General features: G+C 64.8%; 15 protein-coding genes. 9 read left to right on the top strand and 6 right to left on the bottom strand.

The window, feature by feature from the left end:
- Window positions 1–22: 22 nt before the first annotated feature.
- Together NKJ72_RS08520 and NKJ72_RS08515 are read right to left on the bottom strand one after the other, a co-directional pair.
- Window positions 23–1,798 carry a tetratricopeptide repeat protein gene (locus NKJ72_RS08520; RefSeq protein WP_352476776.1) on the bottom strand — a complete coding sequence of 592 codons (1,776 nt, stop codon included), beginning with the start codon at window positions 1,796–1,798 and terminating at the stop codon, window positions 23–25.
- 209 nt (window positions 1,799–2,007) lie between these two features.
- Window positions 2,008–2,613 carry a TetR/AcrR family transcriptional regulator gene (locus tag NKJ72_RS08515; RefSeq protein WP_352476639.1) on the bottom strand — a complete coding sequence of 202 codons (606 nt, stop codon included), beginning with the start codon at window positions 2,611–2,613 and terminating at the stop codon, window positions 2,008–2,010.
- Between the two features lie 104 nt (window positions 2,614–2,717).
- Between NKJ72_RS08515 and NKJ72_RS08510 the strand changes: the two genes are divergently transcribed.
- Window positions 2,718–4,154, top strand: a complete 1,437-nt coding sequence (locus NKJ72_RS08510) for an MFS transporter (RefSeq protein WP_352476638.1) — start codon at window positions 2,718–2,720, stop codon at window positions 4,152–4,154.
- Between the two features lie 37 nt (window positions 4,155–4,191).
- On the opposite strand, the gene NKJ72_RS08505 is transcribed toward NKJ72_RS08510, so the two are convergent.
- On the bottom strand, window positions 4,192–5,208 hold the full coding sequence (locus NKJ72_RS08505; RefSeq protein WP_352476637.1) for a polyprenyl synthetase family protein: 1,017 nt from the start codon (window positions 5,206–5,208) through the stop codon (window positions 4,192–4,194).
- Between the two features lie 160 nt (window positions 5,209–5,368).
- On the opposite strand from NKJ72_RS08505, the gene NKJ72_RS08500 reads away from it, so the two are divergent.
- The 6 genes from NKJ72_RS08500 to moaB all read left to right on the top strand — a co-directional run bounded on the left by NKJ72_RS08500 (window position 5,369) and on the right by moaB (window position 9,063).
- Window positions 5,369–5,593, top strand: coding sequence for a putative signal transducing protein (locus NKJ72_RS08500; protein ID WP_023674082.1), 225 nt, complete (start codon window positions 5,369–5,371; stop codon window positions 5,591–5,593).
- The gene (locus NKJ72_RS08495) at window positions 5,593–6,393 is read left to right on the top strand and encodes a tRNA1(Val) (adenine(37)-N6)-methyltransferase (protein ID WP_254818408.1); all 801 of its coding nucleotides are present in this window, start codon (window positions 5,593–5,595) and stop codon (window positions 6,391–6,393) included. Before NKJ72_RS08500 ends, NKJ72_RS08495 begins: the two co-directional genes overlap by 1 nt.
- An 87-nt stretch (window positions 6,394–6,480) precedes the next feature.
- Window positions 6,481–7,338, top strand: coding sequence for a S49 family peptidase (locus tag NKJ72_RS08490; RefSeq protein ID WP_352476636.1), 858 nt, complete (start codon window positions 6,481–6,483; stop codon window positions 7,336–7,338).
- 81 nt (window positions 7,339–7,419) lie between these two features.
- The gene (locus tag NKJ72_RS08485; protein ID WP_292665400.1) at window positions 7,420–7,605 is read left to right on the top strand and encodes a hypothetical protein; all 186 of its coding nucleotides are present in this window, start codon (window positions 7,420–7,422) and stop codon (window positions 7,603–7,605) included.
- A gap of 26 nt (window positions 7,606–7,631) precedes the next feature.
- Window positions 7,632–8,534, top strand: a complete 903-nt coding sequence (locus NKJ72_RS08480; protein WP_352476635.1) for a 4-(cytidine 5'-diphospho)-2-C-methyl-D-erythritol kinase — start codon at window positions 7,632–7,634, stop codon at window positions 8,532–8,534.
- Window positions 8,521–9,063, top strand: a complete 543-nt coding sequence (moaB, locus tag NKJ72_RS08475) for a molybdenum cofactor biosynthesis protein B (RefSeq protein ID WP_352476634.1) — start codon at window positions 8,521–8,523, stop codon at window positions 9,061–9,063. The genes NKJ72_RS08480 and moaB overlap by 14 nt, the downstream gene beginning before the upstream one ends.
- A gap of 33 nt (window positions 9,064–9,096) precedes the next feature.
- Here moaB and NKJ72_RS08470 read toward each other — a convergent pair whose 3' ends face one another.
- Window positions 9,097–10,071, bottom strand: a complete 975-nt coding sequence (locus NKJ72_RS08470) for a phytanoyl-CoA dioxygenase family protein (RefSeq protein ID WP_352476633.1) — start codon at window positions 10,069–10,071, stop codon at window positions 9,097–9,099.
- 189 nt (window positions 10,072–10,260) lie between these two features.
- Entirely contained in the window at window positions 10,261–10,764 is a 504-nt protein-coding gene (locus NKJ72_RS08465; RefSeq protein ID WP_352476632.1) for a glycosyltransferase, read from the bottom strand.
- 151 nt (window positions 10,765–10,915) lie between these two features.
- Between NKJ72_RS08465 and NKJ72_RS08460 the strand changes: the two genes are divergently transcribed.
- Together NKJ72_RS08460 and rnhB are read left to right on the top strand one after the other, a co-directional pair.
- Window positions 10,916–12,070 (top strand): PA0069 family radical SAM protein, encoded by a 1,155-nt coding sequence (locus NKJ72_RS08460; RefSeq protein ID WP_254818651.1) that lies wholly within the window; start codon window positions 10,916–10,918, stop codon window positions 12,068–12,070.
- Between the two features lie 167 nt (window positions 12,071–12,237).
- A complete protein-coding gene (gene rnhB, locus NKJ72_RS08455; protein WP_352476631.1) occupies window positions 12,238–12,933 on the top strand; it encodes a ribonuclease HII in 696 nt (231 codons plus the stop codon).
- Between the two features lie 258 nt (window positions 12,934–13,191).
- On the opposite strand, the gene NKJ72_RS08450 is transcribed toward rnhB, so the two are convergent.
- Complete coding sequence (locus tag NKJ72_RS08450; RefSeq protein ID WP_352476630.1) at window positions 13,192–13,683, bottom strand: F0F1 ATP synthase subunit B; 492 nt, start codon at window positions 13,681–13,683, stop codon at window positions 13,192–13,194.
- Window positions 13,684–13,693: the final 10 nt, after the last annotated feature.

Below are 13,693 nucleotides of genomic sequence, written 5' to 3'. Positions count from 1 at the left end.
CGCGACCGTCAAGGCGATGGGGTCACCCCTTCGGGGCGGGCGCCGGCTCGGGCTTCACCTTGGGGGTTTCCTGCGCCGTGTTGGATTCGATCGGCGGCAGGCCCTTCATCAGCTTTTGCTGCAAGGCGGACAGCACATCCGGGTCCGGCTTCAGGTCGCGGGCCTGGTTCCACTGGAAGGTGGCTTCCAGTTTGCGGCCGACGCGCCAGTAGGCGTCGCCGAGGTGATCGTTGAGCACCGGATCCTCCGGCTTCAACGAAACGGCGCGTTCCATTTCGCGCACCGCGTCGTCGAACTGGCCAAGGCGGTAATAGGCCCAGCCCAGCGAGTCGACGATGTAGCCGTCGCTCGGCCTCAGGTCGACGGCCTTCTGGATCATAGCGAGGCCTTCCTTGAGGTTCATGTTCTTGTCGACCCAGGAATAGCCGAGATAGTTCAGGACCTGCGGCTGGTCGGGGTAGAGCTCCAGCGCCTTGCGGAAATTCGGCTCGGCCTTCGGCCATTCCTTCAGCCGCTCATAGGCGATGCCGCGCTGGTAGAAGATGTTCCAGTTGGCGGCGGTCGGCGTCTTCAGCACCTCGACTGCCTTGTCGTAAAGATTGGCGGCGGAGCGGAAATCCTCCTTCGCGGAATAGACGCCGCCGAGCGCCAGATAGGCGCGCATGTCGTCTGGATGCGCATCGACGATGGCCTTGAGGTGAGCGATCGCCTCGTCATTGCGGTCAAGATCGGCGAGGTTGAGGCCAAGCTGCAGGTCCGAAAGCTCCTTCAGCGGTGAGCCGGCGGGAATGCGGCGATAGAGCGCGATGGCGCCCTCGCCGTCCTTCAACTGCTCGGCGACCGCGGCAAGCTGAACAAGCGCCGCGTCGTTGCCGGGCCGCAGCGCCAGGGCATATCGCAGATAGAGCCGCACGAACGGCTCGCCGCCGCCGCGGTTGAGCGCGGTGGCGAGATCGAGCAGGATCTCCGAGGCGCCGTCCGACGGACCAGCAACGAATGGTTCGATCTTTTCGCCCTTGTTGATCTTGTCGCGAAGTGCTGCAATCTCGACCTTGCCGGGCGCAAACGCCTCGGCCTTGTCGAGCACCGACAGCGCCTTGGCCTTGTCGCCTTTGCGGGCGAGGAAAGAGGCGTAGGCCTGCGCGTTGCGCATCCATGTTTCGGGGGCCGCACCGCCAGCGGCCGTGTCTTGCAGGGTGGCGGTGTAGAGCGCATCCGCCCTGTCGGGCAGGCCCGAGACGTCGGCAATCAAGGCACGGTGGAACGACTTGAACGGGCTAAACCAGTCGGGGCCCTGCAGCTTGTCGATGGAAGCCATGGCCTCGCCGGCGTCGCCCTCACCTTGCTTGGCCCAGCCGGTCATGATACCGGAGATCAGCCGGTCGAGATCGGATTCGAGCGACAGCTTGAGCCAGTATTCGGCCTTGGAGAAATCCTTCTTGTGGAAGGAATCGACGGCCAGCGCCAGGCGCGAGAAGCGCTCGACGTCGGGAACCGCCTTGAGCTTGTCGGCGTAGACCAGGGACTCGTCGAAGCGCCCCTGCGCGATCAGCGACAGCATCAGGCTCTGCTGCAGTCCCGTATCGTTCGGATCGAAGGCGAGCGCCTGCTTGTAATAGGAAATGGCGCTGTCGAGGTCGTTGTCGCCTTCGGCAATCCGCGCGGCGAGATACGCTCCCGAGAAGGATGTGATCCTGACCGGCTCGGCGGTCTGTCTGGCATGCGCCGGCAAAGCCGAGATCGCCATGCCCGTCGCGATTGCCAGCCCCGTCAGCCAGCGCGCATATCCTTGCCGCATCATATCCCTTTCAGCCAAACGCCATCTCCGCGTCAGCGGGATCGCCGTAGACTCGATCTTTACAGGTAAAGCATGGCCTTTTTGGGGTCACGCATCAACCCGGCCCGAATTCACAATCGGGTCAAGCAATTAATAAACCATGCCGAAAGAGGTCGCACGACCGCATTGCGACAATCCGGCAATGGGAAACCGGCGTCACGGCCCGGAACTCAGGACGTTTGCGAAAGGATTGCGTCGAGCGCCTGCATGGCGACGGTGACAAGATCGTGCAGCCGCTTTTTCGGCACGCCGTCGCGTGCCTGCACCGAAAGGCCGTGCATCAGCGTGGCGTAATAATCACCCAACGTCTCGGCGTCGGTACCCGGCTTCAATTCGCCATCGCGCAGCGCTTGCTTCAATCGCTCGACGATCGATGCGGTACGCGCCAGCCGGTGCTCCGCCAGCCATTGCTGCACGGCGTCGTTTTCGACGGCGCAATTGGTGGCGGCCGTCACCACCATGCAGCCCTGCGGCTGCCCCGGCCGCGTATAGATTTCGACGGCGTCGCGAAGCATGCGCTCGATGACGCGCCGGACGTTTGGTTCTTCCTGCAGCGCGCGCGTGGCAAAGCCGCCCTCATTGGCCTCGTAAAGTGCCACCGCTTCGCGAAACAGATCCTCCTTCGAGCCGAATGCGGCATAGATGCGCGCCGATGCGAGGCCAAGCGCCGAAACGAGATCGGCCATCGAGGTGCCCTCGTAGCCACGTCTCCAGAAAGCGTCCCGGGCTTTCTCCAGCGCCCGGTCGCGGTCGAACTCCCTTGGCCTTCCCGCCATTGCGACCTCCAATTTTTGTCGATCAACAAATAATCCGCTTGACTTCGCATTGCAAATCTCAATTCTTTGTCGATCATAAAACAATTGTCGACAAGGAGCCCGACATGAGTTCACTGGATCAAGGCGCGCCGCTCGGCGCAATCGCAGCGCAAGGGACGACCGGTGTGAAGCGCGGCGTAACGCTGGCGCTGCTCGCCTTCGCGCAGCTCATCATCTCGCTCGACCTCAACATCGTCTTCGTGGCCCTGCCGGAGATCGGCGCCGGCCTCGGATTTTCCGGTCAGACCCTGCAATGGGTGGTGAGCGCCTACACGGTCTTTACCGGCGGCTTCCTGCTGTTCGGCGGCCGGGCCGCCGACCTGATCGGCCAGCGCCGCGTCTTCATCTTCGCACTCTGGCTCTACGCGCTTTCTTCGCTTGTCGGCGGCCTGGCATGGTCACCGGAAATCATCATTGCGGCACGCGCGGTACAAGGCATCGGCGCCGCATTCCTGTTTCCGGCGACGCTGTCGCTGATCAACCGTCTGTTCGCCGAAGGACCGGAACGCAACCGGGCGCTCGCCGTCTGGGGCGGCGCAGGCGCCAGTGGCCTGACGCTCGGTTCGCTTGCCGGCGGGTTTCTGACCAGCGCCTTCGGCTGGCCGTCGGTCTTCTACGTCAACGTGCTGCTGGCCGGGATCGCCATCATCGCGGCTTTCGCCATCATCCCGCGCGATCGCAAGCGGCACGAACAGCGCAGCTTCGATCTGCCGGGCGCGCTGACCGTCACCGCCGGCGCGACCTTGCTTGTCTTCACCCTGGTTCAGGGGCCTGAATATGGCTGGGGATCGACCGCAATCATCGTCAGCGCAGCACTGGCGGCATTCTTCCTGATCGCCTTCACGATGATCGAGGCGAAGAGCGCCGATCCGCTGATGCCGCTGCGCCTGTTTTACAACCGCAGCCTCGTCGCCGGCATGACGATAACCTTCCTCTACATGGCGACCTTCGGAGCGCTGCCCTACTTCCTCACCGTGCTGCTGCAGAACGTGCACGGTTTCACCGCCTTGCAGACGGGCCTCGCCTTTCTCGTGCCGTCGGTCGCCATCGCCACCGGCACGCAAGCCGGCGAGCGTCTGGCGACGCGCTTTTCGACGCGCAGCACGCTGGTCGGCGGCATGATCGTCGGCGCGGTCGGCACTGCATTGATGGTATCAGGCGCAACCGCGGAGAGCAGCTATCTGTCCCTCGTACCCGGCCTGATCGTCTCCGGCGTCGGACAAGGCATCGTCTGGACCGCAATGTGGATTGCCGCCGCTTCCGGCGTTGCCCACGATCAGCAAGGCGTCGCCTCGGGCATGGCTTCGACGACACTCAATGTCGGCAACGCCATCGGCATGGCCGTGCTGATCGCGATTGCGAACAGCCAAATCGGCGAATTGTCCGGCGATGCGTTGAAAATTGCCGTCGCCGACGGCATCCAGGTCGCCTTCTGGTTCGCGGCGGCGGGCATCGCCGCCAGCCTGCTCGCAGCAATGGCTCTTCCGGCAAAGGCGCGATGAGAACGGCCCCTCCCCGGCGTCGCGGCGCCGATGGCTGTCAATTCACCCGGCTGATGCAGAAATCGATGACGTCGATCAGTGCAGACTTCTGCGGCGTCGCTTCGAGCGGCGCCAGCGCGTCACGGGCGATTTCGCCGAAATGGCGGGCGCGCCCGATGGTGTCGGCAATCGCCCCGTGGCGGAGCATCAGGCCGATTGCCTTTTCCAGCCCGGCATCGTCGGCGGCATTGTCCTCGATGGCGCGTTTCCAGAAGCTGCGCTCGGCCTTGGTGCCGCGCCGATAGGCGAGGATCACCGGCAGCGTTACCTTGCCCTCGCGGAAATCGTCGCCGACATTCTTGCCGAGATCCTTGCTGGTGCCGCCATAATCAAGCGCGTCGTCGATCAGCTGGAAAGCAAGGCCGAGATTCATGCCGTAGAAGCGGAGTGCTGCGCGATCGTTGCGCGTCGCCTGGGCGATGACAGGGCCGACCTCGGCGGCGGCTGAGAACAGCGCCGCGGTCTTGGCCTTGATCACGGCGAAATGCTCGTCCTCGGTGGTTTCGAGGTTCTTGGCGGCGGCAAGCTGCATCACCTCGCCTTCGGCGATCACCGAGGCCGCACTCGACAGGATGTCGAGCGCTTCCAGCGAGGCGACATCGACCATCATGCGAAAGGCCTGGCCGAGCAGGAAATCGCCGACCAGAACACTGGCCTGGTTGCCCCAGATCATGCGCGCCGTCTTCTTGCCGCGCCGCATGCCGCTTTCGTCGACAACGTCGTCGTGGAGAAGTGTCGCGGTGTGCATGAATTCGACCGATGTGGCGAGCTTGACATGGCCGTCGCCGGAATAGCCGAACATCTGGGCGGCGGCGAGCGTCAGCATCGGCCGCAGCCGTTTGCCGCCGGATGAGATCAGATGGTTGGCAATCTCCGGGATCATCTCGACATCGGAGCCGGCCTTCGACAGGATCAATTTGTTGACGCGCCCCATGTCGGCCGCGGTCAGGTCGATGAGGTCCTTTATCGAGGCGGCTTCGCGCTTCCCGTTTTCAATGTTGAGAACGACACCCACGGCAAAACTCCCAACCTCGATATGCACGACGGCAACATGGTCCCTGGACAGACTCTAGGGTGTCACCCACCGGTGCGGCAAGAGGCGAATTGGCGCGCCGGCTCTGGTACATGATCACGCCTACGTTTACATCAACGCCGCAAACTGCGAGTTTCATCCGATGATAGAGCTCATCCGCACCAACGACGCTGTCATCATTTCGTTTGTCGAATCGCTGATGCGCGATGCCGGTATCGGCTGTTTCGTCGCCGACCAGAACATGAGCGTGCTCGACGGCTCGATCGGCATCCTGCCCCGCCGTGTCATGGTGGACGCCGACAAGGCCGATGCGGCACGGCGCATCCTGACGGATGCCGGCATCGCCAACGAGATCCGCCAAAAATAATGTCCGCGTCGCCCGCTGCCCTTGTTCCGGACATGCCGGCTCACACGGTCGATGCCTTCCATCGTGGTCGCTTCTGGCTGGTGCAGCCGAGAAAGGCGGGCCACCGCGCCGGCATGGATGCGATGATGCTGGCGGCTGCCGTGCCGTCCTCCTTCGCCGGGCGGCTGGCCGACTTTGGTGCGGGTGCCGGTGCCGCCGGCCTGGCGGTGCTGTCGCGCTGCCCCGCTGCCGCGGCCGTGCTTGTCGAGCGTTCCCCGGAAATGGCGGCCTTCGCCACCACCACGCTTGCCCATCCCGGCAATGCGCATCTCAGCGACCGCGCCTCGGTGCTCGTCGCCGATGTCGCGCTGTCGGGCCGGGCGCGAACGGCCGCCGGCCTCGAGGACAACAGCTTCGATTTCGTCATCATGAACCCGCCGTTCAATGCCGCCGAGGATCGCGCGACGCCCGATCCGCTGAGAAAGGCCGCGCATGTCTCGGAGGATGGATTGTTCGACAGCTGGATCCGCAGCGCGGCCGCGGTGGTGAGGCCGGGCGGCGGGCTGGCCGTCATCGCCCGGCCGGAACAGCTCGGCGCCATCCTCGATGCCGTTGCCGGCCGCTTCGGCGACGCCGAGATGCTGGCCGTCCATCCTCGCCCCGAGGCGGCAGCGATCCGCATCGTCGTCCGGGCAGCACTCGGCGCACGCGGCAAGCTGTCGATCCAGCCACCGCTGATGCTGCATGCCTACTCAGGCAATGGCCCTTCGGAGCGGGCAGAGCTGATCAATAACGGGCTGGCGTCGCTGTTCGGAGACTGATCCATTCTGATTGCCGGGGTGACGGCATTGCCGTTGGCCGGCGAATTCCTACATGCCTCAAGCAAATCGACCGGAGACCGCCCCCTCGTGAAACGCCTTTTCAACCGCCTGCTGCCGAAATCCTGGCGCTCCACCGTCGTCACCATTCCGGTCATCCGGCTGCACGGCACGATCATGCCCGGCGGCGGCCAGTTCCGGCCGAGCCTGTCGCTCGCTTCCACCGCCGGTCTTCTCGAAAAGCTGTTTTCCTTCGATGCGCCGGCGGTCGCCATCTCGATCAATTCGCCAGGGGGCTCGCCGGTGCAGTCGCGGCTGATCTTCAGGCGCATCCGCGACCTGGCGAGCGAGAAGAACAAGAAAGTCCTGGTTTTCGTCGAGGACGTGGCGGCATCGGGCGGCTACATGATTGCGGTCGCGGGCGACGAGATCTTTGCCGACCCGTCCTCCATCGTCGGCTCGATCGGTGTGGTGTCGGCCTCGTTCGGCTTTCCGGAGCTGTTGAAGAAGATCGGCGTCGAGCGCCGCGTCCACACCGCCGGCCAGAACAAGGCGGTGCTCGACCCGTTCAAACCGGAAAAGAAGGAGGACGTCGAGCGCCTGAAGGCGCTGCAACTGGAGGTCCACGAGACCTTCATCGACCTCGTCAAGGACAGGCGCGGCAGCAAGCTCAAGGACGATCCCGACCTGTTCACAGGCCTGTTCTGGACGGCCAAGAAGGGGCTTGAACTCGGGCTGGTCGATGCGCTCGGCGACATGCGCAGCGTGCTGAAGAGCCGTTTCGGGCCGAAAACCCAGCTCAAGCTGATCACCGCGCCGCGCGGCCTGTTCGGCCGCTTCGGCCTGTTCGGCTCGAGCTTGTCGGCGCCCGACATCGCTGCCGCCGCGGTAAGCGGCGTCATCGATGCGGCGGAAGAGCGCGCGCTGTGGGCGCGCTTCGGGCTTTGAAAAGCCGGTGAAAGCGTCTAGCATAAATCATCAACCGACCCGACCGGCGGCCTTGCCGGCCTTGCGAGGGAGGAGTTTGACATGCCGCAGATCATTTTCTTCGCCGTCGTCGGCATTGCCGCCTATTTCGGCTACCGCTCCTTCGTCAGGGAAGCCGAGCGGGTGACCGCCAAGGTACGTCGGGCCGAAAAGCAGACGGCCAACGGCACCATGGGAACACTGGTCAAGGATCCGAAGACCGGCGAATACCGTCTGGCCAAGGATTGACCGTCGTCCCCCTCGCGGCCGAGCCCATGAACGCCGAGTCCAGCGTCCGGGCATTGCATGCGCACGCCAAGATAAATCTCGCGCTGCACGTCACCGGCCGGCGCGCCGACGGTTATCACATGATCGAAAGCCTGGCTGTGTTCACGCGCTTCGGCGACCGCATCGACACAGAACTTGCCGACAGCGATGGGTTTTCCGTGTCCGGCAAATACGCCTCCGCGGTGCCGGTCGACGACAATAATCTGGTGGTGAGAGCGCGCGACGCACTGCGTCGCGAGGCCGGTTCCCAACACGCGCCGGCTGTCGCCATCCGGCTCGAAAAGAACCTGCCGGTCGCGTCCGGTGTCGGCGGCGGATCGAGCGACGCGGCGGCTGTGCTGCGTGCCCTGGTCCAGACCTGGGGACTTGATGTCGACGATGCCGAACTGGCGCGGATCGGCCTGTCGCTCGGCGCCGACGTGCCGATGTGCCTCGCAGCCAAGCCGCTGATAGCCCGCGGCGTCGGCGACGAGCTGACGCTCGTGCCGGGTTTCCCGGCGCTGGGTTTGGTGCTCGTCAATCCCGGCACTGCCGTCTCGACGGCCGACGTGTTCGAGGCGCTTGGCCGCCGCGACAATGCGGGGCTGCCGCCGCTGCCGCACAGCCTCGACTTCCACAGCATCCGCAACTGGCTGGAGATCACCCGCAACGATCTCGAGCCTGCGGCGCGTGCAATCCAGCCCGCCATCGGCAAGGCGCTTTCCGTGCTTAACAAGGCCGGAGCCGGTTTTGCCAGGATGTCGGGTTCCGGCGCCACCTGCTTCGGGCTGTTCGAGACCGGCAATGTGGCCAAGCGCGCGGCCGTCGATATTCGCGGCCGCCATCCAGACTGGTTTGTCGCGGCGACGCGAAGCATGACATCGGAGGCTGAGGCCTATGGCCAGGATTGACGAGAGCCGCCCCTTCGTTCCCGTGCGCATCGCGGTACTGACCGTTTCCGATACGCGCAGCCTCGTCGACGACAAATCCGGGCAGACGCTGGCCGACCGTATTGCCGAGGCCGGCCACATCCTCGCCGCCCGCGACATCGTCACCGACGACCGCGACAAGATCCGCGACAAGGTCCTGGGTTGGTCAAGGGACGAAGCGATCGATGTCGTCATCACCACCGGCGGCACCGGCTTCACCGGCCGCGACGTGACGCCGGAAGCGCTGGAGCCGATCTTCGAAAAGCGCATGGACGGCTTTTCCGAAGTGTTCCACCGCATCTCCTACGACAAGATCGGCACCTCGACGATCCAGAGCCGGGCAACCGGTGGCGTCGTCAACGCCACCTTCGTCTTCGTGCTGCCGGGCTCGCCCGGCGCCTGCAAGGACGCCTGGGACGGTATCTTGAAGCCCCAGCTCGACTACCGGCACATGCCCTGCAACTTCGTCGAGATCATGCCGCGGCTGGACGAGCATTTGCGGCGCGGCTGAGGCGAGCCAAGGTGTCAGCCAAGCGACCTCGGTTTAGCGAATGACCGGCTCGCCGTGAAAACGGCGGCGCGAGGGCGGCGACACGCCGAAGCCGACCTCCATCATCAGCCGCGGGGTGCGCGTCGGCACGGTGCCCATATGGAAGCCGAACGGGTCCTCGACAAAGCCGAGGCCGGCCTGCCCGGTCAGCGTTACCGGGCTCTGCTCGCCGTACACGCCCAGCACCTCTTCCGCCGAATGGCCTACCAGCAGCGTCAGCTGGTGCTTCAGGATGCGCCGGTTGTGGGAGCCGCGGACATAGACATGCGGCCCGGTGTCGTTGTCGACCGGCACCAGGTAGAAGAAAAACTTCAACATGCGCCAGTCGTCGAGGTCGAAATGGTATTTGCCGAGCGAGGCCATGTTCTTGTCGGCGTCCGAGACGCCACCGGTCGGAAAGCTCCACCAAACGCGGGTGGTGATCAGCTTGGCCTGGCTGCCGAGATAGTGCGCTGCGATATCGAGAAGCAGCGGATCGCGCTGCACGGCGACCGCAGCGTTGCAGTCGAGGACCCGTTCGAAATAGTGACCGCTGAGCAGCGGGCGGCCGAAATGCTTTTCGGCATCGGCGTGTTTTTCGGGCAGGAATTCCAGCCGGCGGTCGAAATTGCCGAAGCATGGCGTGCGCTCGGCGAAGCGGGCGATCTCCTCATGGATGGCGGCCGGCAGCATCAGGCCCGAATAGAGCCCTTCCGTGCGCAGCGCGCCGACGACGGCATCACGATCGACGCCGGCGAACATCGTTTCACCGACATTGCGCGCCGGCGGAACGGGCTTTGCACCGCGCCAGTGCAGGCGCCGCGCCGGCATGGTGCGGGCCAGCATGAACATCGGCAGCCATGCCGGATTCTCCCGAAGGTCGGAAAGATAGGTCGGGATGCGGGCGGCGATGCGGCGCAGCGTACCGCCGTTGCGTGCGATCGCCTCGAGGCTTGCAGCGCCGGACTTGTCGGGGCTTGAAAGGGTCATCGGGGTCCTCAAATGTCGAGGGAACAGCATCGACGATAGTCGTCGCCGCCGCTCCGGCACACCCCAAACCCATTCGCCCGTTTCGCAGGGAAGGTAACCCCCGGCCAGATTTTGTGCAATGCACAATAAGCGACGACCCGCCAGAAAATTTGCTTAGGCGGCATTCCCTCGGCCCGGGATGGTAAGCCGTCACTTCCGCGGCGCCACCCAGATCTGGGCGTGGAGCCTTCTTGTCGCCAGGCCGCGGGCGATCGCTTCGGCGCTGCGGGCGCTCTTAGACAGCGCGGCGGCCTGACGCTTGCTGATCACCAAGCCTTCGGCGAGAGCGCGATTTCCGGCAAAGACGCGTGACAGGAAGGGCGCGCGGCTGCCGCGTGCCCGCGAAAATCGCGCCGCCATGGTTTGTCTGGCGGTATGGGCGACGACCTCGTCGATCCAGCCCTCCCCCAGCCGCGCGCCCGGTTCCAGCAAGAGCAGCCAGTCGCCCTTGGCCTGCCTGATGCCCGCAGCGATGCCGCCACTGACATAGTGGCAGCCGGCATGTTCGGCGACGCGGTGCGTCTGATCGGTCGAGCCGGTGTCGCAGACGAGAACGTCGCGCACCACGCCTTCGACCGCGCCGCCGATCAGCGAGGCGAGCGTGCGGGCCAGGCCCTCCTCGTCATTCAGGGTTTCGATCAGGACGCTGAGCATATTTAGCCGAATAGCGGAAAGCGGTGGGCAGCGCCAGTTTTTGCGGCACGCCGCGAGAAAGTTCTTGCTTTGTTCTAGTCGACGCGATAGGAATACATTCATGAGCAGAGCGATTCGACAGCGGGCGGACAGTCCCTGGGAAAGGGCCAAAATGGAACAGATCGTGCGTGCCGACATTGCCGCCTTCGGCGCTGGCAGGGCCGAGATGGCGAATGCGATGATCGAGCAGAGCGGCATGCGCGTCCGTCCGGACCGCAATCGCGGCCGGTCGGCGGGCATCAATCCGTCCGGCCGTTTCGAGCCGGTCAGCCGGCATGTGTTCGATGACGGCTGGAATTCGCTGGAGGAGCTGCCGCCCTTCAAGACCGAGGTACAGGTCGAGAAGCCGCGCACCATCATCACCCGCAACGAATCGCCCGATATCTCCTTCGACCGCTCGATCAATCCCTATCGCGGCTGCGAACATGGCTGCGTCTATTGTTTCGCGCGGCCGACGCACAGCTTCATGGGCCTGTCGCCGGGGCTGGATTTCGAATCGAAGCTGTTTGCCAAGCCGGATGCGGCGCGGTTGCTCGACAAGGAATTGTCCAGGGATAACTACCAGCCGCGCACCATCGCCATAGGCACCAACACCGATCCCTATCAGCCGATAGAGAAGCAATACCGGATCATGCGTGAGATCCTCGAAGTGCTGGAGGCGCGCGGCCATCCGGTCGGCATCGTCACCAAATCGGCACTGGTGACCCGCGATATCGACATTCTGTCGCGCATGGCCGAGCGCGGGTTGGCCAAGGTGGCGCTGTCGGTGACGACATTGGACAGGATGCTGGCCAGAACGATGGAGCCGCGCGCGTCGACGCCGACCAAGCGGCTGGAGGCGATCAGACAGCTTTCGGACGCCGGCATTCCGGCCTCGGTGATGGTCGCGCCTATCATCCCCGGACTGACCGACCCGGAAATGGAGCGCATCCTCGATTCGGCGCAGGCAGCGGGCGCGCGTGAAGCCGGCTATGTGCTGCTGCGCCTGCCGCTGGAGGTCGCGCCGATCTTCAAGGACTGGCTGCTGCGCCACTATCCCGACCGCTATCGCCACGTCATGTCGCTGATCCGTTCGATGCGCGACGGCAAGGACTACGATTCGGAATGGGGCAAGCGCATGAAAGGCTCCGGCCCCTATGCCTGGCAGATTGGCCGGCGTTTCGAGATCGCCGCCAAACGGCTCGGCCTCAATGCCGAACGGCGCTCGCTCAGGACCGACCAGTTCGTCCCCGCTGCCAAGGCAACCGAGCAGCTGATGCTGCTGTGACAAAGCGTCTCGCGCCAGCCGCTTTGAAGCGGCCGCAGCAGGCGAAAATCCCGTCCGGCCTGTCCTGTCCCCGGGCTTGCAGACGGTAGCCCCCTCCTGGTCCGGTGCCCCGCCCGACCCGGAGGGGACTTGCGGAGAATCGGAGCCGATGCGAACCTCGCCGCACCATGGCTCGCCCGCGTTCCGATTCTCCGCTTCTCTTCGAAATCGTCGAGAAACCCGACTTCTCGTTCGAGACGAGAGCGATGGCCGAAGGCCTTTGGCCGGTGGCGGGGATGGACGAAGCCGGCCGCGGCCCACTCGCCGGCCCGGTGGTGGCGGCAGCGGTGGTGCTCGATCCCGCCAACATCCCCGACGGTCTCGATGATTCCAAGCGGCTGACGCATTTGCAGCGTGAGGCGCTGTTCATGAAAATCCTCGGCTCCGCACTCGCCGTGTCGATGGCCTCGGTCAGTGCCGAAGGCATCGATGCCTCCAACATTCTCAAGGCCAGCCTGGAGGCGATGCGCCGTGCAGTGGCCGGCCTGTCAATCCGGCCGAAGCTGGCACTGGCCGACGGCCGCGACGTGCCGCCCGGCCTGCCCTGCGAGGGCACAGCGCTGATCAAGGGCGACCAGCGCTCGCAGTCAATCGCCGCAGCCTCGATCGTCGCCAAGGTGTTGCGCGACCGCATGATGTGCGGCTGCGGCAGCCATCATGCGCGTTACGGCTTCGAACTGCATATGGGCTACGCCACTGTGCGCCATCGCACGGCGATCGATCTGCACGGGCCGGTGGCGCGGCTGCACCGCGCCTCCTTCGCGCCGTTCCGGTTCGGCGGCACCGAGGTGCTGGAGGAAGAGAGTTTTTCGGGTTTGGATTGAGATTGGCGAAAGCGGCTAGGCGCGTAATCTCCCCCCTCGAGGGGGAGATGGCCGGCAGGCCAGAGGGGGTCGCCGCGCGTGAAGCGCCAAGCTCCTCTTCGTCTTACATGGCGTCGCGCCAGGACGTACCGACCCCCTCTGTCGCCTTCGGCGACATCTCCCCCTCGAGGGGGGAGATTATGCGCTCTGCCGCTTTCGCCAACAAAAAAGCCGCCGGGTTTCCCAGGCGGCTTTCGATGAATTTCTCGACGAAGTCGCTTAATTCAGTTTCGACTTCAAATCCTGCAGGGAGGCGTTGAACAGGTCGGCGCCGGCCTTGGTGTCGATCTTGCCGGCCAGCAGCGCGCGCGCGGCTTCGACCGCGATGTCGACAGCGCTGGCGCGCACTTCGCCGATCGCTTCGCGCTCGGCCTGGCCGATCTTCTGCTCGGCCAAGGCGGTGCGCCGGGCGACATAGTCCTCGGTCTTCTTGTGCGCCTCGGCGGCAAGCATGTCGGCTTCGCGCTTGGCGGCGGCAACGATGGCCGCCGCCTCCTGCTCGGCTTCCTTGCGCTTGCGCTGGTATTGGCCAAGCAGCTGCTGTGCCTCTTCGCGCAACCGGCGCGCCTCCTCAAGCTCGGAGCTGATCTTGTCGGCCCGCGCATCGAGCGCCTTGGCGATCATGCCCGGCACCTTGATATAGATGGCGATGCCGAGGAAGATTACGAGGGCAACCGTTGCCCAAAGCGTCGCGAGAGATGTGGCGTCCATGATGCGCTCC

Source organism: Mesorhizobium sp. M0045 (genome assembly GCF_040323385.1).
Classification (GTDB): domain Bacteria; phylum Pseudomonadota; class Alphaproteobacteria; order Rhizobiales; family Rhizobiaceae; genus Mesorhizobium.
This window is presented reverse-complemented; position numbering and strand designations above follow the sequence as displayed.